We start from the raw sequence: 21,419 nt of genomic DNA on the forward strand, positions 1-21,419 counted from the left end.
GAATCCCTTCACAAGCACTCTGAGGACGAGCGTGACCACCCCTGCTGACGCCACCACCGCGCGTGCCGACGCCACCGTCGTGCACGCGGACGTCGTCGTCGTCGGCGCCGGCCCCGGCGGCAGCGCCACGGCGGCCTGGCTGGCCAAGGCCGGCCGCGACGTCGTCCTCCTCGAGAAGTCGGCCTTCCCCCGCGACAAGATCTGCGGCGACGGCCTGACCCCGCGCGCGGTCCGCCAGCTCATCGAGCTCGAGGTCCCGACCGCGGAGACCGACGGCTGGGCGCGCAACAAGGGCCTGCGGATCATCGGCGGCGGCATGCGCCTCCAGCTCGACTGGCCCGAGGTCGACTCCTTCCCGAGCTACGGCATGGTCCGCGGCCGCGAGGACCTCGACGAGTTCCTCGCCCGTCACGCGGAGCGCTGCGGCGCCCGGCTCGTCGAGCGGCGCAACGTCACCGAGCCGGTCCTCGACGACACCGGCCGGATCGTCGGCGTCGTCGCCAAGGTCATGGGCGACAGCGGCCGCGCCACCGGCGAGCGGATCACCTACCGCGCACCCGTCGTCGTCGCCGCCGACGGCGTGAGCAGCCGCCTCGCCGTCGCGATGGGCCGCGAGAAGCGCGAGGACCGCCCCATGGGCGTCGCGGTCCGCGCCTACTACGAGACCCCCCGCCACACCGACGACTACATGGAGTCGCACCTCGAGCTGTGGACGAAGGGGGAGTCCGGCCAGGACATATTGATGCCCGGCTACGGCTGGCTCTTCGGCGTCGGCGACGGTCGCTCCAACATCGGCCTGGGCATCCTCAACACCTCCGAGGCCTTCGGCAAGACCGACTACAAGGACGTCATGCGTCGCTGGGTCGAGTCGATGCCGCAGGAGTGGGGCATCTCCGAGGCGACGATCACCGGCCCGATCAAGTCCGCGGCCCTGCCCATGGCATTCAACCGGCAGCCGCTCTACGACAACGGTCTGATCCTCGTCGGCGACGCCGGCGGCATGGTCAACCCCTTCAACGGCGAGGGCATCGACTACGCCCTCGAGGCGGCCTTCGTCGCGGCCGAGGTCATCGACGAGGCCCTGCGCGCGAGCAGCCTCGTCGCCCGTGACGCGGTGCTCCAGCGCTACGCCCTGCGGATGAAGCAGATGCACGGCGGCTACTTCCGCCTCGGTGCCGAGTTCGCCAAGCTCATCGGCAAGCCCGAGATCATGCGTCTGGCCACGAAGTACGGCCTGCCGCGGACCACCCTGATGAAGTTCATGCTCAAGCTCATGGCCAACCTCCCGGAGGAGCGCGGCGGGGGCCTCGACGACCGGATCATCCACGCGATGACACGACTCGCGCCGAGCGCCTGAGGCCACGAGATGACGACCCCTAGGATGAATGACATGCGTCACAGCGAGCTGACCGAAAGCGAGGTCTTAGCGTGAACCCGTATCTCCCGCTCGGCATCCTCATGGCCCTGGGCCTTGGCTTCGCCCTCCTGTCCGTCGGCACGAGCCTGGTCGTCGGGCCCGCGCGGTACAACGCCGCGAAGTCCGAGGCCTACGAGTGCGGCATCCAGCCGACGCCCCAGGCGGCCGAGGGAGGTCGCTTCCCGGTGAAGTACTACATCACCGCGATGCTCTTCGTGATCTTCGACATCGAGGCGCTCTTCCTCTTCCCCTTCGCGGTCGCCTTCGACCAGCTCGGTCTCTTCACGCTGATGGCCGTCGTCCTCTTCCTCCTCAACTCGTTCTTCGTCGCGGACGCCTACGTGTGGCGTCGCGGCGGGTTCGAGTGGGACTGATCTAGGAGCCACTGACACATGGGACTTGAGGAGAAGCTGCCTGCCGGCATCGCCCTGACGACGCTCGAGAACGTCGTCGGCTACATGCGCAAGGCCTCGATCTGGCCGGCCACCTTCGGCCTGGCCTGCTGCGCCATCGAGATGATGGCCGTCGGCACCCCGCACTACGACCTGGCCCGCTTCGGCATGGAGCGCTTCGCCGCGACCCCGCGCCAGGCCGACCTCATGATCGTCGCCGGCCGCGTGAGCCAGAAGATGGCCCCGGTCGTGCGCCAGGTCTACGACCAGATGGCCAACCCGAAGTGGGTCATCTCCATGGGCGTGTGCGCCAGCTCCGGCGGCATGTTCAACAACTACGCGATCGTCCAGGGCGTCGACCACATCATCCCGGTCGACATCTACCTGCCGGGCTGCCCGCCGCGGCCGGAGATGCTGCTCAACGCGATCATCGAGCTGCACGGCCAGATCCAGGGCAGCAAGCTCGGCGTCAACCGGGTCGCCGCGGCCCGCGCCGCCGAGGCGGCGGCGCTGCGCGCCACCCCGACCGAGCTCATGCCGGCCACGCACGACCACGAGGGTCTCGTCGGAAGGAACCTCCTCGCATGAGCGACCAGACCCCCACGCCCGCGGCTCCCGAGCCGGAGGGTGTCCACCCCGTCGGTGAGGGCCTCGGCGGCACCGCCAACAAGGGCTTCCCGTCCACCGCGGGTCTCACCGGTGAGAACCTCCCGGTCGAGTACCGCAACGTCCGCCCGGCAGACGCCGGCGACGCCGCCGACCAGGGGACCGACCCGGTCGTCGTCGGTCACCGCAAGGGTATGTTCGGCGCCTCCAAGGGCGGCGACACCAGCGGCTACGGCGGGCTGGAGTCGCCGATCCTCTTCCCGGGCGAGGCCCAGCGGCCCTACGGCAGCTACTTCGACGACGTCGTCGACACCCTCGCCGACGCCACGGGCGGCTCGCTGCTGAGCAGCGTCGTGGTCGACAAGGGCGAGCTGACGATGCACGTCGACCCCGAGCACCTCGTCCAGGTCATGCAGACCCTGCGCGACGACCCGCGGCTGCGCTTCGAGATGTGCGTCTCGGTCTCCGGGGTCCACTACCCCGACCAGACCGGCAAGGAGCTGCACGCCGTCTACCACCTGCTCTCGATCACCCACGGCGGTCGCCGCGTGCGGGTCGAGGTCGCGGTGCCCGACGGTGACGCCCGCATCCCGAGCGTCGTCGGCGTCTACCCGGCCGCTGACTGGCACGAGCGCGAGACCTGGGACATGTTCGGCATCGTCTTCACCGACCGCCACGACCTGACCCGGATCCTCATGCCGGACGACTGGCCGGGCCACCCCCAGCGCAAGGACTACCCCCTCGGCGGCGTACCCGTCGAGTACAAGGGCGGCACCGTCCCGCCGCCGGACCAGCGGAGGTCGTACAGCTGATGAGCGCGTCCACCACCTTCCACGCAACCCCTGGGGCGAACGACGCCGACGGCGACATCAGCCAGGGCTACGTCGTCGACGTCTCCGGCGGAGACTGGGACGAGCAGATCGGCGAGCTCGGGATGCACCCCGAGGAGCGGATCGTCGTCAACATGGGTCCGCAGCACCCCTCGACCCACGGCGTGCTCCGTCTCATCCTCGAGCTCGACGGCGAGACCGTCACCGAGACCCGCGCCGGCATCGGTTACCTCCACACGGGTATCGAGAAGAACATGGAGTTCCGCACCTGGACCCAGGGCGTGACCTTCTGCACCCGCATGGACTACCTCACCCCGATGTTCCAGGAGGCGGCCTACTGCCTCGGCATCGAGCGGCTCCTCGGCGTCGAGGACCAGATCCCCGAGCGGGCCAGCGCGATCCGCGTGCTCATGATGGAGCTCACCCGGATCTCCTCCCACCTCATCTGCCTCGGCACCGGTGGCATGGAGATGGGCGCGACGACGATCATGACGATCGGATTCCGCGAGCGTGAGCGCATCCTCTCGATCATCGAGAACATCACCGGCCTGCGGATGAACAACGCGTACATCCGTCCCGGCGGCGTCGCGCAGGACCTCCCGCACGGCGCGATCGACAAGATCCGCGAGAACATGCCGCAGGTCCGCAAGGGCATCCAGGAGCTCGAGAAGCTCCTCATGGAGAACCCGATCCTCAAGGGCCGCATGAAGAAGGTCGGCTACCTCAGCCTCACCGGCTGCACGGCGCTCGGCATCACCGGCCCGGTCCTGCGCTCGGCGGGCCTGCCCCACGACCTGCGCAAGCTCGACCCCTACTGCGGCTACGAGAAGTACGACTTCGACGTCGTCACCCGCACCGGGGCCGACGCCTACGACCGGCTCGCGGTCCGCATCGAGGAGATGCACCAGAGCCTGCGGATCATCGAGCAGGTGACCGACGAGCTCCAGCACAACCCGGGACCGGTCATGATCGCCGACAAGAAGATCGCGTGGCCCTCGCAGCTCGCGGTCGGCGGCGACGGCATGGGCAACAGCCTCGAGCACATCCGCACGATCATGGGTACCTCGATGGAGGCCCTGATCCACCACTTCAAGCTCGTCACCGAGGGCTTCCGGGTCCCGCCCGGCCAGGCCTACGTCGCGGTGGAGTCCCCGAAGGGCGAGCTCGGCTGCCACGTCGTGAGCGACGGCGGCACCCGCCCCTTCCGGGCGCACTTCCGCGACCCGAGCTTCAACAACCTGCAGGCCGCCTCGGCGATGTGCGAGGGCGGCAACCTCGCCGACGTCATCGTCGCCGTGGCGAGCCTCGACCCCGTGATGGGAGGCGTTGACCGATGAGTGGCGGTTTCGGAGAGGTGACGGTCTCGGGTCACCTGCACGTCAGCAGCGAGAGCAAGGAGCCGTACCCGGCCGAGGTGCTCGAGCGGCTGTCGCTCGAGGCCGAGCAGGTCATCGCGCGCTACCCGCAGAAGCGCTCGGCGCTGCTGCCGCTGCTCCACCTCGTCCAGAGCGTCGACGGCTACATCACCGGCCGCGGCATCACCTTCTGCGCCGAGACCCTCGACCTCACGACGGCCGAGGTCTCGGGCGTCGCGACCTTCTACACCCAGTACAAGCGCCACCCCAACGGCGAGTACACCGTCGGCGTCTGCACCAACACGCTCTGCGCGATCATGGGCGGCGACGAGATCTTCGAGCGGGTCTCGGACCACCTCGGCATCGGCCACGACGAGACGACCGCCGACGGCAAGATCACCCTCGAGCGGGTCGAGTGCAACGCCGCGTGCGACTTCGCGCCCGTCGTCATGACGAACTGGGAGTTCTTCGACAACCAGACCCCCGAGTCGACGATCCAGCTCGTCGACGACCTCCGCGATGGCAAGCCGGTCGCCCCGACCCGCGGCCCGAGCCGCGTCTGCACCTTCAAGGAGGTCTCGCGGGTCCTCGCGGGCTTCTCCGACGGCCTCGCCGACGAGGGTGTCGGCGCCGGCCCCGCCTCCCTGCGCGGGGTGGAGATCGCCAAGCGCGAAGGGTGGACGGCTCCCCCTTCGCAGTCCGAGGGAACCGAGACCGAGGCCTCGCCTGCCGGCGAGTCCGTCGACGGCATGGCCGCCGGCCGCCACGACTCGGTCAACGCGCCGACCAACGAGCCCGACGAGAAGCCGAAGGGGGAGGACGCCCAGGCGGCGGAGGCGACGAAGATCGCCGACGACGACAACAAGGGCGAGACCCCCGACGGCGAGGGGAAGTGACATGGCCACGCAGCTGACCCCGATCCTCACGAAGTTCTGGGACCACCCGCAGTCCTGGACCCTCGAGACCTACGAGGCCAACGACGGCTACCAGGCGCTGAAGAAGGCGCTGTCGATGGACCCGGACGCCCTCGTCCAGATGACGAAGGACTCCGGCCTGCGTGGTCGTGGTGGTGCCGGCTTCCCGACCGGCATGAAGTGGGGCTTCCTGCCCCCGTCCGACGGCGGTCCCCGCTACCTCGTCGTCAACGCCGACGAGTCCGAGCCGGGCACGTGCAAGGACATCCCGCTCATGATGGCGGCGCCGCAGTTCCTCGTCGAGGGCGTGGCGATCACCTCCTACGCGATCGGCTGCCACCACGCGTTCATCTACCTGCGCGGCGAGGTCGTCCACGTCTACCGCCGCCTGCTGCGCGCGGTCGAGGAGGCCTACGCGGCCGGGCACCTCGGCAAGAACATCCACGGCTCCGGCTTCGACCTCGACGTCACCGTGCACGCCGGCGCGGGCGCGTACATCTGCGGCGAGGAGACCGCGCTCCTCGACTCGCTCGAGGGTCGCCGCGGCCAGCCGCGCCTCAAGCCGCCCTTCCCGGCCGTCGCGGGTCTCTACGCCCGCCCGACCGTCGTCAACAACGTCGAGTCGATCGCCTCGGTCCCGCCGATCCTGCTCCACGGCTCCGACTGGTTCGCCGACATGGGCACCGAGAAGTCGCAGGGCTTCGGCATCTTCAGCCTCTCCGGCCACGTGAAGAACCCCGGCCAGTACGAGGCGCCGCTCGGCATCACGCTGCGTGAGCTCATCGACATGGCCGGCGGCATGCGCGACCCGTCCAAGAAGCTCAAGTTCTGGACCCCGGGCGGCAGCTCGACCCCGATCTTCACCGACGAGCACCTCGACGTGCCGCTCGACTTCGAGTCGGTCGCAGCGGCCGGCTCGATGCTCGGCACCCGAGCGCTGCAGATCTTCGACGAGACGGTCTCGGTCGTCCGGGCGGTCTCGCGCTGGATCGACTTCTACAAGCACGAGTCCTGCGGCAAGTGCACCCCGTGCCGCGAGGGCACGTGGTGGCTCGCCCAGATCATGGAGCGGCTCGAGTACGGCAAGGGCACTCCCGAGGACATCGACAAGCTCGTCGACATCTGCGACAACATCCTCGGCCGCAGCTTCTGCGCCCTCGGTGACGGCGCGACGAGCCCGGTCACCTCGGCCGTCAACTACTTCCGCGAGGAGTTCGAGGCCGGCTGCCACACCCCGGCCGCCGAGCTCTTCCCGCCGGCTGCCTCGGCGCTCTTCACCCAGAACGAGAAGGTGGACGCATGACCGCCCCCGCCCAGCCCGCGGACGGCACGGCCGAGAAGCCGGCCGTCGAGATGGTCGACCTCACCGTCGACGGTGTCGCCGTCTCGGTGCCCAAGAACACCCTGATCATCCGCGCCGCCGAGCAGGTCGGCATCCAGATCCCGCGCTTCTGCGACCACCCGGGCCTCGACCCGGTGGGCGCGTGCCGGCAGTGCCTCGTCGAGGTCGCGATGCCGGACCGCGAGGGCAACGTCAAGCCGATGCCCAAGCCGCAGGCGTCGTGCACGATGACCGTCGCCCCCGGCATGGAGGTCAAGACCCAGCTCACCTCGCCCGTCGCCGACAAGGCGCAGCAGGGCGTCATGGAGCTGCTCCTCGTCAACCACCCGCTCGACTGCCCGGTCTGCGACAAGGGCGGCGAGTGCCCCCTGCAGAACCAGGCGATGAGCAACGGCCGGGCCACCTCGCGCTTCGAGGACGTCAAGCGGACCTACCCCAAGCCGATCAACATCTCCAGCCAGGTGCTGCTCGACCGTGAGCGCTGCGTCCTCTGCGCGCGCTGCACCCGCTTCTCCGACCAGATCGCCGGCGACCCCTTCATCGCGCTCGTCGAGCGGGGCGCCCTGCAGCAGGTCGGCATCTACGAGGAGCAGCCCTTCGAGAGCTACTTCTCCGGCAACACCGTCCAGATCTGCCCCGTCGGGGCGCTGACCGGTGCGGCCTACCGCTTCCGCGCGCGCCCCTTCGACCTCGTCTCGACGCCGGGCGCCTGCGAGCACTGCGCGAGCGGCTGCGCGATCCGCACCGACCACCGCCGCGGCTCGGTCATGCGCCGCATGGCCATCGCCGACCCGGCCGTCAACGACGAGTGGAACTGCGACAAGGGTCGCTGGGCCTTCACCTACGCGAGTACCGGCGACCGCTTCGAGCTGCCGATGGTCCGCGAGGACGGCGAGCTGCGCGTCGTCTCCTGGCGCGAGGCGATCAACGCCGCCGCCGACGGCCTGCGGGCCGCCGCCGGAGCCGGTGTCCTCGTCGGTGGCCGGATGAGCGTCGAGGACTCCTACGCGTACGCGAAGTTCGCCCGCGAGGCCCTCGGCACCGACGACATCGACTTCCGCGCCCGCCCGCACTCCGCCGAGGAGGCCAGCTTCCTCGCCGAGCACGTCCTCGGCACCACGCCCGAGACCGGCGGCCTCACCTACGACGACCTCGGCTCGGCCAAGAGCGTCGTGCTCGTCGGCCTCGAGCCGGAGGAGGAGAGCCCGATCGTCTTCCTCCGCCTGCGGCACGGCTACCGCAAAGCCAAGACGGCCGTCTTCTCCGTCGCCCCGCTCACCACGCGCGGCCTGAGCAAGCTCGGCGGCACGCTCATCCCGTCGGCCCCCGGCACCGAGACCGAGGTCCTCCAGGCCCTCGCGGGCGAGGGCACGACCGAGCAGGTGGGTGGCGACGCCGTCGCCGCCGCCCGGACCGCCCTGCGCCAGCCCGGCGCCGTCGTCCTCGTCGGCGAGCGCCTCGCGACCGTCCCCGGCGCGCTGACCGCCGCCGCGGACCTCGCCGCCGCGACCGGTGCGCGCCTCGCCTGGATCCCCCGGCGCGCGGGCGAGCGCGGTGCGCTCGAGGCCGGCGCCCTGCCGCAGTCCGGCGGTCGTGACACCTCCGGCATCCTCTCCGCCGCCGCCGCGGGCGAGGTCGGTGCCCTCCTCGTCGGCGGCGTCGACATCGACGACATCGGCCACCCGGACGCCGTCGAGGCGCTGCGCCGCTCCTTCGTCGTCTCCCTCGAGATCCGGCCGAGCTCGGTGACCGAGCACGCCGACGTGATCCTCCCGGTCGCGCCGCACGCCGAGAACGAAGGCACCTTCCTCGACTGGGAGGGCCGCGAGCGCCCCTTCGCCGTCGCGCTCGACACGACCGCCGTGGGCGACCACCGGGTCCTGTCGATGATCGCCGACGAGATGGGCGTCTTCCTCGGCACCCGCACGGTCGCCGAGGTGCGCGCCGAGCTCGCCGGCCTGCCGGCGCGCCCGGCCCCCACCCCTTCGCCCCGGACGACGGGGGATCCGGCGGCGGTCCCGCAGCCGGGCCCGGGCCAGTTCGTCCTCGCGACCTGGCGCCACCTCCTCGACCGCGGCTCTATGCAGGACGGGGAGCCCTTCCTCGCCGGCACCGCGCCGACGCCCAAGGCCCTCCTCTCCCCGGTGAGCGCCGAGGCCATCGGGGTCGTCCCCGGTGACCTCGTCACCGTGACCGCCGACGGGGTCCGGGTCACCGCCCCGGTCCACATCGTCGAGATGGTCGACCACGTCGTCTGGCTCCCGACGAACTCCGAGAGCTGCGACCTCCGTTCGCTGGCCGCCCAGCCGGGCGCCGTCGTCACCGTGACCAAGGGTGGTGCCGCGTGAGCAACCTCGCCTTCCTCATCGCCGAGGTGCCGCCCTCGGTGCCTCGAGCGGACTTCAGCGACACCCCGGTGTGGCTCTCGCTCGTCAAGGCGCTGATGATCTTCGTGTACCTGCTCCTGCAGGTGCTCCTCGTCATCTGGTTCGAGCGGCGCGTCATCGGCCGGATGCAGCAGCGTCCGGGCCCGAACCGCAACGGCCCCTTCGGCCTGCTCCAGACCCTCGCCGACGGCATGAAGTCGATGCTCAAGGAGGACGTGCGGCCCAAGGCCGCCGACGCGCTGATCTTCACCATCGCGCCGACCCTCTTCGCGACGATGGCCTTCGTCTCCTTCGCGATCATGCCGATCGGTGGTGAGGTGACGATGTTCGGCCACCGCACCCCGCTGCAGCTCACCGACCTCCCGGTCGCCTCGCTGCTCGTGCTCGCCGCCGCGGGTGTCGCCGCCTACGGCATCGTGCTCGCCGGCTGGTCCTCGGGCTCGACCTACCCGCTGCTCGGTGGCCTGCGCGCGACCGCCCAGATCATCAGCTACGAGATCGCCATGGGCCTCTCGCTCGTCGCCGTCTTCCTCTATGCGGGGTCGATGAGCACGAGCCAGATCGTCTACGCGCAGCGCGACCTGTGGTTCATCCTCCCGGCGTGCGTGAGCTTCGTGATCTACGTCGTCACCATGGTCGGCGAGACCAACCGACTCCCCGTCGACCTCGCCGAGGGCGAGGGCGAGATCGTCGGTGGTTACTTCACCGAGTACTCGGGCATGCGCTTCGCGATGTTCTTCCTCGGCGAGTACATCAACATGTTCACCGTCGCGGCCCTGGCGACCACGCTCTTCCTCGGTGGCCCGGCGGCGCCTCCCGGCATCGCGGCCATCGGCGACGGCATGCTCAACGAGGGCTGGTGGGGCGTCCTGTGGTTCACCGCCAAGCTGTGGGTCTTCATGTTCTTCTTCGTCTGGCTCCGCGGCACCCTGCCCCGGACCCGGTACGACCAGTTCATGCGCTTCGGCTGGAAGTTCCTCATCCCGGTGGCCATCGTCTGGGTCGTCGCCGTCGCCTTCATGCGTGCGGCCAGCCCCGAGGTCGGCTTCTTCGGGGACGGCGTCCTGAGCGTCGGCCCGCTGGAGATCTCCTACGCCTCGATCATCGTCATCGCCTTCATCACCGTGCTCGTCCTCGGCGGCACCTGGCTGTGGGAGAGCAGCGCGGAGAAGAAGGCCAAGGCCGCCGAGGCCGACCAGGCGATCCCGGCCGAGGTCGACCCCTTCGCCGGCGGCTACCCCGTGCCCCCGCTGCCCGGCCAGCGACTCGTCGAGCCCACCCGGGCCGGCAGCACGGCCGTGGCTACCCCGGCCCGGACCGGCGAGAGCAGCACGACACCGACCACGAGCACCGACGAGGAGCAGCACCGTGGCTGATGACAGCAAGGGCGGGTTCTTCTCGGACCTCTTCGCACCGGTCGCCGGCTTCGGCGTCACCTTCGCGACGATGTTCCGGAAGGTCGCGACCCAGGAGTACCCCGAGGTCAAGTGGCCGACCCAGCCGCGCTTCCACGGCAGGCACCAGCTCAACCGTCACCCCGACGGTCTCGAGAAGTGCGTCGGCTGCGAGCTGTGCGCCTGGGCCTGCCCGGCCGACGCGATCCTCGTCGAGGGCGCGGACAACGACGACGAGTCGGGTCTGCGCTTCAGCCCCGGCGAGCGCTACGGCCGGATCTACCAGATCAACTACCTGCGCTGCATCTTCTGCGGCCTGTGCATCGAGGCCTGCCCGACGCGCGCGCTGACCATGACCAACGAGTACGAGCTCGCGGACAACAACCGCGCCGACCTCATCTTCACCAAGGAGCAGCTGCTCGCCCCGATCCAGCAGGGCATGGTCGCGGCGCCGCACCCGATGGTCGAGGGCATGGAGGAGCGCGACTACTACCAGGGCAAGGTCACGGCGGCGACGCCCGACCAGACCCGCTGGGCCGAGGAGAACCACGTGGCGGCACCCGCCAAGGAGGGTCAGGCATGACCAGCACCGGCGAAGGGGTGACCTTCTGGATCCTCGCGATCATCGCCGTCGTCGCAGCCTGCGGGCTGCTCTTCGCCCGCAAGGCGGTCCACGCCGCGATCGGCATGGTCACGACGATGATCGCCCTCGGCGTGATGTACCTCGTCCTGCTCGAGGCGCCCTTCCTCGGCGTCGTGCACATCTTCGTGTACACCGGCGCCGTGATGATGCTCTTCCTCTTCGTCGTCATGCTCATCGGCGTCGACCACTCGGACAGCGTCGTCGAGACCCTCAAGGGCCACCGCCTCGCGACCGCGGTCGTGACGCTCGGCCTCATCGCGCTGCTCGTCAGCTCGGTCGGCCGGGTGACCTACGAGGGCACGCCGAGCCTGGCCGGCCCCAACGCCGACCCGGGCAACGTCCCGCTCATGGCGTACTACATCTTCGGGCCGTACATGTGGCTCTTCCAGATCACCGCCGCGCTGCTCATCACCGCCGCGCTCGGCGCGATGGTCCTCGCGCACCGCGAGCGGCTCATCCCCAAGCCGACGCAGCGCGAGTGGAGCGAGCGGCGCTTCAAGGACGGCAAGCACCTCGCCGGTCTGCCCGTCCCCGGTGTCTACGCCCGCCACAACGCCGTCGACACCCCGGCGCTGCTGCCCGACGGCAGCATCTCCGAGCTGTCCATCAACAAGGTCCTCGCGGCCCGCGACCAGGTCACCGTGCCCACCCGGTACGTCGACCTCGAGGCGCGCACCGAGGACGCGATCGAGGAAGGTGGCGCGCGATGAGCTACATGAACTACATCCACCTCGCGTCGGTGCTCTTCGCGATCGGCGGCGCCACGGTGCTGCTGCGCCGCAACGCGCTCGTCGTCTTCATGGGTGTCGAGCTGATGCTCAACGCCGCGAACCTCGTCTTCGTCACCTTCGCGCGCATGCACGGGACCGTCGAGGGGCAGGCCATCGCCGTCTTCGTCATGGTCGTCGCCGCGTGCGAGGTCGTCGTCGGCCTCGCCATCATCATGGCGATCTTCCGTGCCCGCCGCTCGGCCTCGGTCGACGACGCCAACCTGCTGAAGCTGTAAGGAGCCATGGTGCACAACCAGATGTTGGTCTCCCTCGCGACCGAAGGGCCCGCCGCCGTCCACGCGGCCACCGGCCTGACGGCCTGGGGCTGGCTGCTCGTCGCGCTTCCCCTGGCCGGCGCCGCCCTGCTCCTGCTCGGCGGCCGCGCCACGGACGCCTTCGGGCCGATCCTCGCCACCCTCCTGTCCTGGGCCTCCTTCGCCCTCGGCGCCGTGATCTTCCTCGGGATGATCGGCACCGACGCGGGGGAGCGGGCCAGCCGCCTCGAGCTCTACGAGTGGATCCCGGCCGGAGCCTTCGAGGTGACCGCCGGCATCCTCATCGACCCGCTGTCGATCAGCTTCGTCCTGCTCATCACCTTCGTCGGCTCGCTGATCCACGTGTACTCGCTCGGGTACATGGAGCACGACCCGGACAAGCGCCGCTTCTTCGCGTACCTCAACCTCTTCGTCGCGTCGATGCTGCTCCTCGTCCTCGCCGACTCCTACCTCCTGCTCTTCGTCGGCTGGGAGGGCGTGGGTCTCGCGTCCTGGCTGCTCATCGGCTTCTGGAACCAGAAGAGCGCCTACGCCACCGCCGCCAACAAGGCCTTCGTCGTCAACCGCATCGGTGACGTCGGGATGATCCTCGCGATCGCCCTGATGTTCGCCACCTTCGGCGCGGTCGACTTCGCGAGCGTCAACGGTGCCGTCGGCGAGGCCTCGACCGCGGCCCTGACCGCCATCGGCCTGCTGCTCCTGCTCGGCGCGTGCGGCAAGTCTGCGCAGTTCCCGCTCCAGAGCTGGCTCGGCGACGCCATGGCCGGCCCGACGCCCGTCTCGGCGCTCATCCACGCCGCGACCATGGTCACCGCCGGCGTCTACCTCATCGTCCGCAGCCACGTGATCTTCGACGGGGCGCCCAACGCGCAGCTCGTCGTCGCCATCGTCGGTGCGATCACGCTCCTCTACGGTGCGATCGTCGGTTGCGCCAAGGACGACATCAAGAAGGCACTCGCGGCCTCGACGATGAGCCAGATCGGCTACATGATGCTCGCCGCGGGTCTTGGCCCGGTCGGCTACGCCTTCGCGATCTTCCACCTCATCACCCACGGCTTCTTCAAGGCCGGGATGTTCCTCGGCGCCGGCTCGGTCATGCACGGCATGAACGACCAGGTCGACATGCGCCGCTTCGGTGGGCTCTCGACCGCCATGAAGATCACCTGGGTGACCTTCGGGCTCGGCTGGCTCGCGATCCTCGGTGTGCCGCCCTTCTCCGGCTTCTGGTCCAAGGACAAGGTCATCGAGGCCGCCTTCGTCGGCGAGGGTCTGCGTCCGTGGATCTTCGGGCTCATCGCCCTCCTCGGTGCCGGCATCACGGCCTTCTACATGTCGCGCCTGTTCTTCATGACCTTCCACGGCAAGAAGCGCTGGACCGACGAGGTCCACCCGCACGAGTCGCCGCTCGTCATGACCGTCCCGATGATGATCCTCGCGGTCGGCTCGGCCGTCCTCGGTGGCGCGATGATCCTGCTCGACTTCCCGGGCTTCCTCGAGCCGGTGCTGGGCCACCACGCGCACGAGGACCCGGTCATCCCGATCCCCGTGATCATGGCGGCGACGCTCATCGTCGTCGCGCTCGGTCTCGCGCTCGCCTGGGTCCGCTACGTCCGCGAGGACGTGCCGGAGGTCGCCCCGCAGGGTTCGCTCCTCACGCAGGCGGCCCGCAAGGACCTCTACCAGGACGAGCTCAACGCCAACTTCCTCCAGTGGCCCGGCATCCACACGACCCGCAGCCTCACCTTCGCCGACAAGGCCGGGGTCGATGGTGTCTTCAGCGGGCTGGCGGCCACCATCGGCGGATCGTCCTCGCGGCTGCGCAAGGTCCAGAACGGCTTCGCGCGTAGCTACGCCCTGACGATGCTCACCGGCGTCGTCCTCTTCCTCGGTGCACTGTGGGTGATGAACTGATGACCGACTTCCCCTGGCTGACGCTGCTCGTCGTCGTCCCGCTCGTCGGGGCGGCGGTGACGGCCGCGTTGCCGGCCGCCCTCGCCAAGCGCTTCGCCCTCGGGGCGTCCGTGCTGACGCTGGCGCTCGGCATCGCCGCCGCGACGCAGTTCTCCACCGGGTCGGGCGAGCAGTTCCAGCTCGCCGAGACCTACTCGTGGATCCCCGCCTTCGGTGTGTCCTGGGCGCTCGGTGTCGACGGCATCTCGCTGGCGCTCATCCTCATGGCGCTCGTCCTGGCCCCGGTCTGCATCCTCGCGGCGTGGAACGACGTCCCCGAGGGCGGTCGGCGGGAGAGCACGTACTTCGCGCTGCTCCTCTCGCTCGTCCCCTTCATGGTCGGTGTCTTCGCCGCCACGGACGTCTTCCTCTTCTACGTCTTCTTCGAGGCCATGCTCATCCCGGTGTACTTCCTCATCGGCCTCTACGGCGGTGAGCGTCGTCAGTACGCCGCGGTGAAGTTCCTCCTCTACTCCCTCGCGGGCGGGCTCATCATGCTCGTCGCGGTCATCGCCCTCTACGTCTACGGACCGGGCGGTGCCGACGGCTTCCTCGTCGAGCGCCTCACCGGCCTCGAGCTCGGTCAGAGCAGGGAGCGCTGGCTCTTCCTCGGCTTCTTCATCGCCTTCGCGATCAAGGCGCCGATGTGGCCGGTGCACACCTGGCTCCCGGACGCCGCGGCCGAGTCGCGGCCGGCGGTCGCGACGATGCTCGTCGGCGTGCTCGACAAGGTCGGCACCTACGGGATGATCCGCTTCTGCCTCCAGATGTTCCCGGAGGCCAGCCAGTGGGCGACGCCGGTCGTCATCACCCTGGCGCTCGTGTCGATCCTCTACGGCGCGGTGCTCGCGATCGGTCAGTCCGACCTCATGCGCCTCATCGCGTTCACCTCGATCAGCCACTTCGGCTTCATCGTCCTGGGCATCTTCGCCCTGACGTCGACGGCGCACGCCGGGTCGAACCTCTACATGATCAACCACGGCTTCAGCACGGCTGCGCTCTTCCTCATCGCAGGCATGCTCATCGCCCGTCGGGGCAGCCGCCGGATCGACGCGTACGGCGGCTGGCAGCGGGTGACCCCGGTCCTCGCGGGCACCTTCCTCATCGCCGGTCTGTCGGCGCTGGCGCTGCCGGGCCTGTCGTCCTTCGTCTCCGAGTTCCTCGTCATCACCGGCACCTTCCAGCGGTACCCGGTGGCCGGCGCGATCGCCTCGCTCGGTGTCGTCCTCGCGGCCCTGTACGTGATGCTCATGTACAAGCGGATCATGACCGGTCCGCCGCCGGAGATCGTCGAGGGCGCCGAGACGGTCATCGGTCACGACGAGGGCGGGCAGGACCTGCCGTACGTGCGTGCCGACCTTGACGACGGGGTGACGCCCGCCCGGATCGGCCCGGTGCGCGACCTCTCGTGGCGGGAGAAGGCGGTGGTGGCGCCGCTCATCGCGAGCTTCCTCGTCATCGGCTTCTTCCCGAAGCCGGTCCTCGACGTGCTCGACCCCGCGGTCGAGCGGACCCTGCAGTACGTCGGTGTCACCGACCCGGCGCCCGACGCCCCGGCTGACACCGCCGCCTCGACCGACGGGAGCAACCACTGATGAGCGCCGCGCTGCGCATCCTGCCCGCCGCGGGTGAGTTCGAGGTCGCCGACTTCAACTACCTCGCGCTCGCGCCGATGATCATCGTCTTCGCCGGTGCGGTCATCGGGGTCCTCGTCGAGGCCTTCGCCCCGCGCCGCCTCCGCTACCCGCTCCAGCTGGGTCTGGCGGTGCTCTCCCTCCTGGCTGCCTTCGCGGTCCTCGTCCTCCCGGACTCCGCCGACGTCGTCGGCACGACGGTCGCCGGGACCCTGGCGATCGACGGGCCGAGCCGCTTCCTCTCGGGGGCGCTCCTCGTCCTCGGCCTCGCGGCCCTGCTCGCGATGGCCGACCGTTTCGGCGGTGACGGACCGGACACCTTCACCCCGATGGGTGCCGCGTCCCCGGGCTCCAACCTCGAGGCCGCCGCCGCCCGCGCGGGCCGCTCGACCACCGAGGTCTTCCCGCTGACGCTCCTCGCGCTCGGCGGCATGATGATGTTCACCTCGGCCAACGACCTGCTCTCGATGTTCGTCGCGCTCGAGGTCCTCTCGCTGCCGCTCTACCTCATGACCGGCCTGGCCCGTCGCCGTCGCCTCCTCTCGCAGGAGGCGGCGCTGAAGTACTTCCTCCTCGGCGCGTTCAGCTCGGCGTTCTTCCTCTTCGGTGCCGGCCTGCTCTACGGCTACGCCGGCTCGGTGCGGATCTCCGCGATCGCCGAGGCGGCGTCCACGTCGACCGGCGAGATGGAGGGCCTGCTCCTCCCGGGTGTCGCGATGCTCCTTGTCGGCCTGCTCTTCAAGGTCGGTGCCGTCCCCTTCCACTCCTGGACCCCGGACGTCTACCAGGGCGCCCCGACCCCGGTCACCGGCTTCATGGCCGCCTGCACGAAGATCGCCGCCTTCGGCGCGCTGCTGCGGCTGGTCTACGTCGGTCTCGAGGCGACGCGCTGGGAGTGGCGCATGGGGGTCGTCGTCATCGCCGCGCTGACGATGGTCGTCGGTGCCGTGATGTCGGTGACGCAGACGGACATCAAGCGCCTGCTCGCGTACAGCTCGATCGCGCACGCCGGCTTCATCCTCGTCGGTGTTCTCGCGTTCGACGTCACGGCCGTCGAGGGCGTGCTCTTCTACCTCGTCGCCTACGGCGCCTCGACGATCGCCGCCTTCGCCCTCGTCGCGATGGTGCGTGAGCGCGGCTCCGAGGCCACCCACCTCTCGCAGTGGGCGGGCCTGGGCCGTCGTCACCCGTGGGTCGCGGCCGCCATGGCGCTGCTGCTGCTCGCCTTCACCGGTATCCCGCTGACCTCCGGCTTCGTCGCCAAGGTCGCGGCCTTCCTCCCGGCCGTCGCGCACGGTGGCCTCTCCGGCGTCGTTCTCGTCGTCATCGGTGTCCTCGCGAGCGCGGTGACCGCCTTCGTCTACATCCGGGTCATCGTCCTCATGTACTTCACCGAGCCCTCGGGCGAGGTCACCCTGGCGCAGCCGGCGACGATGTCGGTCGTCGCGGTCGCCGTCGGTGTCGTCCTGACGGTCCTCCTCGGCGTCTTCCCCGGTCCGCTCCTCGACCTCGCGGCGTCCTCGAGCGTCTTCGTCCGGTGACCTCGGTGACGAGCGCGACGCCCGGTGTCATCGCGGTCCCTGGGGCCAGCGATGCGCTGAGCGCTCGTCTCGCCGAGGGGCTGGAGGCGGTCGAGCGCGTCATCGTCGAGCGCACGCGGCACGAGGACGACTTCATCACGGAGGCCAACCTGCACCTCGCCCAGGCGGGGGGCAAGCGCTTCCGGCCGATGCTCACCATGCTCGTCGCCGAGCTGGGGGAGGGGATCAACGACGACGTCGTCGCGGCCGCCGCGGGCGTCGAGCTGACCCACCTCGCGAGCCTCTACCACGACGACGTCATGGACGAGGCGGAGATGCGGCGCGGCGCCCCGAGCGCCAACGCGAAGTACGACAACTCCACGGCGATCCTCGTCGGCGACCTGCTCTTCGGCAGCGCGTCGGACATCATCGCCGACCTCGGCCCGGCCGCAGTGAAGATCCAGGCGCAGACCTTCATCCGGCTCTGCGCCGGCCAGATCCGCGACGACCGGCCGTGCCCCGAGGGCACGGACGCCCGCGAGTACTACCGCAGCGTCCTCGCCGACAAGACCGGGGTGCTCGTCGCGACGGCGGCCCGCTACGGCGCGATGTTCGGCGGCTGCTCGCCAGAGGTCGTGGCGATGGCGACGGAGTACGGCGAGCGCCTCGGCGTCGCCTTCCAGCTCGCCGACGACCTCATCGACATCGCCTCGCAGTCGGGCGAGACCGGCAAGACGCCCGGCACCGACCTGCGCGAGGGCAAGCGCACCCTTCCGGTGCTCAACGCGCTCGCCTCGCAGGACCCGGCCGACGCCGAGCTGCAGCGGCTGCTCGTGTCGGACCTGCGCGAGGACGCCGACCTCGCGCGGGCGCTCGAGCTGCTCCGCCCGCACCAGGCGATGGCCGACGCACGCCAGGAGACCCTCGCCGTGGGCCAGAGAGCCAAGGAGGTCCTCGCCCCGCTGCCCGACAGCGACGCGAAGAGCGCCCTGCTCGCGCTCGCCGAGGGCGTCGTCCACCGCGCCGGCTGACCACCCCGTCCTCTCGCACGAGCCAAGGCTCGTACCCCTCCTGTTCGCACGAGCCTTGGCTCGTGCGAACAGGAGGGACAGGAACCCGGGTGGTTGTGAACCGTGCCCAGGCAGCTGTGGTGACCGGCGCGTAGCCTGAGCGCGTGAGCACGCCCACCCTCGATCTCTCCGCCTGGTCCGCCGCCGTCGTCGGCCGACGCGCGCCGCTGCTCGCGGTCGACCTCGACGCCTTCGACGCCAACGCCGCCGACCTCGTCCGGCGGGCCGCCGGCATGCCGATCCGGGTCGCGAGCAAGTCCGTGCGCGTCCGCTCGCTCGTCGAGCGTGCCCTCGGCATGGACGGCTTCGCCGGTGTCATGGGCTACAACATCCGCGAGGGCCTCTGGCTCGCCGAGCAGGGCATCGAGGACGTCTACATCGCCTACCCGAGCGTCGACGCCGAGGCGATCACCCGGCTCGCCGGCGACGCGACCCTCCGGTCCCGCGTCACCCTCACCGTCGACTCCATCGAGCTCGTCGACCTCCTCCACCGCCTCGGTGCGAAGGGGGTCCGCGTCGCCGTCGACGTCGATGCCTCCCTGCGGGTCGGTCCGGTGCACATCGGGGCGAGACGCTCCCCCCTTCGCGCCCCGGAGGAGACCGCCCGGGTCGCCCGGGCCGCCGCCGACCGGGGGCTCGCCGTCGTCGGCATCATGTTCTACGACGCCCAGATCGCCGGTGTCCCGGACTCCTCGCCGGCCGTGCGCATCATGAAGCGACGCTCCGACGCCGAGCTCCGCACCCGCCGCTCGGCGGTCGTCGCGGCGGTCCGCGAGGTCACCGACCTCGAGTTCGTCAACGGCGGCGGCACCGGCAGCCTGCACGTCACGCACGAGGACACGAGCCTCACCGAGCTCGCCGCGGGCTCAGGCCTCTTCACCCCCACGCTCTTCGACGGCTACGACAGCTTCGAGCCGCGCCCGGCGATGGCCTTCGCCCTGCCCGTCGTGCGCCGGCCGGCCAGCGGCTACGTCACCTGCTTCCAGGGCGGCTACATCGCCTCGGGTCCGGCCGGGCAGGACCGCGTGCCGGTACCCGTGTGGCCCACCGGGCTCGAGCTTGTCGGGACCGAGGGGACCGGCGAGGTCCAGACCCCGCTCAAGGGAGATGCCGCAGACCGGCTCGCGATCGGTGACCTCGTGTGGTTCCGTCACGCCAAGGCCGGCGAGGTGTGCGAGCGCTTCGACGAGGTCGTCCTGCTCCGCGGGGGCGAGGTCGTCGACGTCGTCCCGACCTACCGCGGCGAGGGGACCTGCTTCGGCTGACGCGCCCGGCGGGTGGCGAGCACCGAGTCCACCGACAGGACGAGCAGGGCGACCCACACGATCGCGAAGCCGACCCACCGGGAGCTCGGCATGTGCTCACCCAGCAGGGCCAGCCCGACGACGAGCTGGATCACGGGCGTGCTGAACTGGATGAGCCCGATGGTCACGAGCGGGATCCGGCGCGCCGACTCCGCGAAGAGCAGCAGCGGCACGGCGGTCACGAGCCCGGAGACGACGAGCAGCGCTGGGTGCAGCGGGGCGTCGAGGGTGAAGGTCGAGGCCCCGGTCCACGTCAGCCACCCGATGATCGCGACCGCGAGCGGGGCGAGGGCGATGGTCTCGGCGGACAGCGACTGGAGCGCGGGCAGCGAGACACCAAGCTTCTTCTTGATGAGCCCGTAGAGGGCGAAGGACAGCGCGAGGACGATCGAGATCCAGGGGACCGACCCGGCGACGACCGCGAGGTAGAGCCCCGCCAGCGCGCCGATCCCGACGGCGAGCCACTGCAGGGGCCGGAGGATCTCGCGCAGCACGACGACGCCGAGCGCGACCGTCACGATCGGGTTGAGGAAGTACCCGAGCGCGGCCTCGTGGGTCCGGCCCTCGCCGACGGCATAGACGTAGACGCCCCAGTTGACCGCGATGGTGTAGGCCGCCGCGGTGACGCCGAGCGCGAGCTTGGGGCGGCGGCGGAGGAGTCGGATGAGGGCGCCGAGCTCCCGGCGGGCGAGCATGACACCGACGCAGAGGACGAGCGTCCAGGCGATCCGGTGACCGAGGATCTCCCAGGCACCGGCGGGCTTGAGCGCGTGGAAGTAGATCGGGAAGAGGCCCCAGATGCCGTACGCGCCCCACGCGGCGAGGAGCCCGAGCCGGTGGCGGCGGTCGGGGTCGTCTGGGGTCACCGGGCGAGCATACGACCGCGCCGGACCGGCTCCCGACCGGCCGTCAGTCGACGATCTCGGCGACCGCGACGAAGTTCGCCTCGCGGTGCCCGTCCTCGCGGAACCCGAGGCGGTCGTCGCAGGTCACGAGCACGACGCGGCGGCTCGAGTCGTTGGCGCCCCATACGTCCTGGTCGACCTGGAGGTCGGTCTTGCCGACGATGTCGGTCCGGGTGATCTCGAGGCGGAGGGTCTCACCCGTCGGGTAGGTGAGGACGACCCCGTCGCCCTCCTTCACGTACTCCAGCGGCGCGAACTTTTCCGGGCCACCCCGGGAGACGACGTGCCCGGCGATGATCGAGGTCCCCTCGGCGCCCGGGCGCACCCGGTCGTACCCCGTGAACCAGATGACCTGCTGGGCGAGCGGGTTGACCTTGCCGTCGCGCAGCCCCTGCGGCTCGATCGAGGTGGTCAGTCCGACGGAGGGGACCGAGAGGGTGACGGCCGACGCCTCGGCGTCGGCGGCCCGCAGCCCGGCCGCACGCGCGGCCGCGCTCTGCGGTTCGTCGGGCTGCCGGGTGACCTCGACCTCGGGGTCGGGGGAGGCCTCGCCCGTGACCGTCGGTCCGGAGCCGGTCGCCGTCGTGCCACCGGCGGACGAAGGGGTGGTGCCGGGAGATCCGGCGACCCTCGCCTCCCCACGGGTCAGGAGGAAGAACGACACGGCGAGCGCGACGAGGACCATCGCCGCCGTGACGGCGAGCGTCGTCC

The 21,419-nt window shown here is 70.5% G+C and carries 19 protein-coding genes; 17 read left to right on the forward strand and 2 right to left on the reverse strand.

Annotated features, from left to right (window positions below; translation table 11 throughout):
• The first annotated feature begins 31 nt into the window (after positions 1–31).
• From JNO54_RS04800 to JNO54_RS04880, 17 genes are all read left to right on the forward strand, one after another.
• Positions 32–1,357 carry a geranylgeranyl reductase family protein gene (locus JNO54_RS04800; protein WP_307818066.1) on the forward strand — a complete coding sequence of 442 codons (1,326 nt, stop codon included), beginning with the start codon at positions 32–34 and terminating at the stop codon, positions 1,355–1,357.
• Positions 1,358–1,428: 71 nt separating this feature from the next.
• Positions 1,429–1,791 carry an NADH-quinone oxidoreductase subunit A gene (locus JNO54_RS04805; RefSeq protein WP_204142872.1) on the forward strand — a complete coding sequence of 121 codons (363 nt, stop codon included), beginning with the start codon at positions 1,429–1,431 and terminating at the stop codon, positions 1,789–1,791.
• A gap of 18 nt (positions 1,792–1,809) precedes the next feature.
• Complete coding sequence (locus tag JNO54_RS04810) at positions 1,810–2,397, forward strand: NuoB/complex I 20 kDa subunit family protein (protein WP_204142873.1); 588 nt, start codon at positions 1,810–1,812, stop codon at positions 2,395–2,397.
• Entirely contained in the window at positions 2,394–3,227 is an 834-nt protein-coding gene (locus JNO54_RS04815) for an NADH-quinone oxidoreductase subunit C (protein ID WP_204142874.1), read from the forward strand. Before JNO54_RS04810 ends, JNO54_RS04815 begins: the two co-directional genes overlap by 4 nt.
• Positions 3,227–4,582, forward strand: coding sequence for an NADH-quinone oxidoreductase subunit D (locus JNO54_RS04820; RefSeq protein ID WP_204142875.1), 1,356 nt, complete (start codon positions 3,227–3,229; stop codon positions 4,580–4,582). Before JNO54_RS04815 ends, JNO54_RS04820 begins: the two co-directional genes overlap by 1 nt.
• Complete coding sequence (gene nuoE / locus JNO54_RS04825) at positions 4,579–5,496, forward strand: NADH-quinone oxidoreductase subunit NuoE (RefSeq protein WP_204142876.1); 918 nt, start codon at positions 4,579–4,581, stop codon at positions 5,494–5,496. Before JNO54_RS04820 ends, nuoE begins: the two co-directional genes overlap by 4 nt.
• 1 nt (position 5,497) lies before the next feature.
• The gene (gene nuoF / locus JNO54_RS04830) at positions 5,498–6,817 is read left to right on the forward strand and encodes an NADH-quinone oxidoreductase subunit NuoF (protein ID WP_204142877.1); all 1,320 of its coding nucleotides are present in this window, start codon (positions 5,498–5,500) and stop codon (positions 6,815–6,817) included.
• Entirely contained in the window at positions 6,814–9,204 is a 2,391-nt protein-coding gene (locus JNO54_RS04835) for an NADH-quinone oxidoreductase subunit G (RefSeq protein ID WP_204142878.1), read from the forward strand. The genes nuoF and JNO54_RS04835 overlap by 4 nt, the downstream gene beginning before the upstream one ends.
• Positions 9,201–10,619 (forward strand): NADH-quinone oxidoreductase subunit NuoH, encoded by a 1,419-nt coding sequence (gene nuoH, locus JNO54_RS04840; protein ID WP_204142879.1) that lies wholly within the window; start codon positions 9,201–9,203, stop codon positions 10,617–10,619. Before JNO54_RS04835 ends, nuoH begins: the two co-directional genes overlap by 4 nt.
• Positions 10,612–11,220 (forward strand): NADH-quinone oxidoreductase subunit NuoI, encoded by a 609-nt coding sequence (gene nuoI, locus JNO54_RS04845; RefSeq protein ID WP_204142880.1) that lies wholly within the window; start codon positions 10,612–10,614, stop codon positions 11,218–11,220. The genes nuoH and nuoI overlap by 8 nt, the downstream gene beginning before the upstream one ends.
• Positions 11,217–11,990, forward strand: a complete 774-nt coding sequence (locus JNO54_RS04850; RefSeq protein WP_204142881.1) for an NADH-quinone oxidoreductase subunit J — start codon at positions 11,217–11,219, stop codon at positions 11,988–11,990. The genes nuoI and JNO54_RS04850 overlap by 4 nt, the downstream gene beginning before the upstream one ends.
• Entirely contained in the window at positions 11,987–12,286 is a 300-nt protein-coding gene (gene nuoK / locus JNO54_RS04855) for an NADH-quinone oxidoreductase subunit NuoK (RefSeq protein WP_204142882.1), read from the forward strand. The genes JNO54_RS04850 and nuoK overlap by 4 nt, the downstream gene beginning before the upstream one ends.
• Positions 12,287–12,307: 21 nt before the next feature.
• The gene (nuoL, locus tag JNO54_RS04860) at positions 12,308–14,236 is read left to right on the forward strand and encodes an NADH-quinone oxidoreductase subunit L (RefSeq protein ID WP_233703470.1); all 1,929 of its coding nucleotides are present in this window, start codon (positions 12,308–12,310) and stop codon (positions 14,234–14,236) included.
• Entirely contained in the window at positions 14,236–15,870 is a 1,635-nt protein-coding gene (locus JNO54_RS04865; protein ID WP_204142884.1) for an NADH-quinone oxidoreductase subunit M, read from the forward strand. The genes nuoL and JNO54_RS04865 overlap by 1 nt, the downstream gene beginning before the upstream one ends.
• Positions 15,870–17,450 (forward strand): NADH-quinone oxidoreductase subunit NuoN, encoded by a 1,581-nt coding sequence (gene nuoN, locus JNO54_RS04870; RefSeq protein ID WP_204142885.1) that lies wholly within the window; start codon positions 15,870–15,872, stop codon positions 17,448–17,450. Before JNO54_RS04865 ends, nuoN begins: the two co-directional genes overlap by 1 nt.
• Positions 17,451–17,455: 5 nt before the next feature.
• The gene (locus JNO54_RS04875) at positions 17,456–18,460 is read left to right on the forward strand and encodes a polyprenyl synthetase family protein (protein WP_204142886.1); all 1,005 of its coding nucleotides are present in this window, start codon (positions 17,456–17,458) and stop codon (positions 18,458–18,460) included.
• 143 nt (positions 18,461–18,603) lie between these two features.
• The gene (locus JNO54_RS04880; RefSeq protein ID WP_204142887.1) at positions 18,604–19,764 is read left to right on the forward strand and encodes an amino acid deaminase/aldolase; all 1,161 of its coding nucleotides are present in this window, start codon (positions 18,604–18,606) and stop codon (positions 19,762–19,764) included.
• Here the strand turns inward: JNO54_RS04880 and rarD are convergent.
• Both rarD and JNO54_RS04890 read right to left on the reverse strand, forming a co-directional pair.
• Complete coding sequence (rarD, locus tag JNO54_RS04885) at positions 19,734–20,669, reverse strand: EamA family transporter RarD (RefSeq protein WP_204142888.1); 936 nt, start codon at positions 20,667–20,669, stop codon at positions 19,734–19,736. The two genes, JNO54_RS04880 and rarD, sit on opposite strands and share 31 nt — an antisense overlap.
• A 43-nt stretch (positions 20,670–20,712) precedes the next feature.
• Positions 20,713–21,393 carry a class F sortase gene (locus tag JNO54_RS04890; protein WP_204142889.1) on the reverse strand — a complete coding sequence of 227 codons (681 nt, stop codon included), beginning with the start codon at positions 21,391–21,393 and terminating at the stop codon, positions 20,713–20,715.
• Between the last annotated feature and the right edge of the window lie 26 nt (positions 21,394–21,419).

This window comes from Janibacter endophyticus (assembly GCF_016888335.1).
GTDB lineage: Bacteria > Actinomycetota > Actinomycetes > Actinomycetales > Dermatophilaceae > Marihabitans > Marihabitans endophyticum.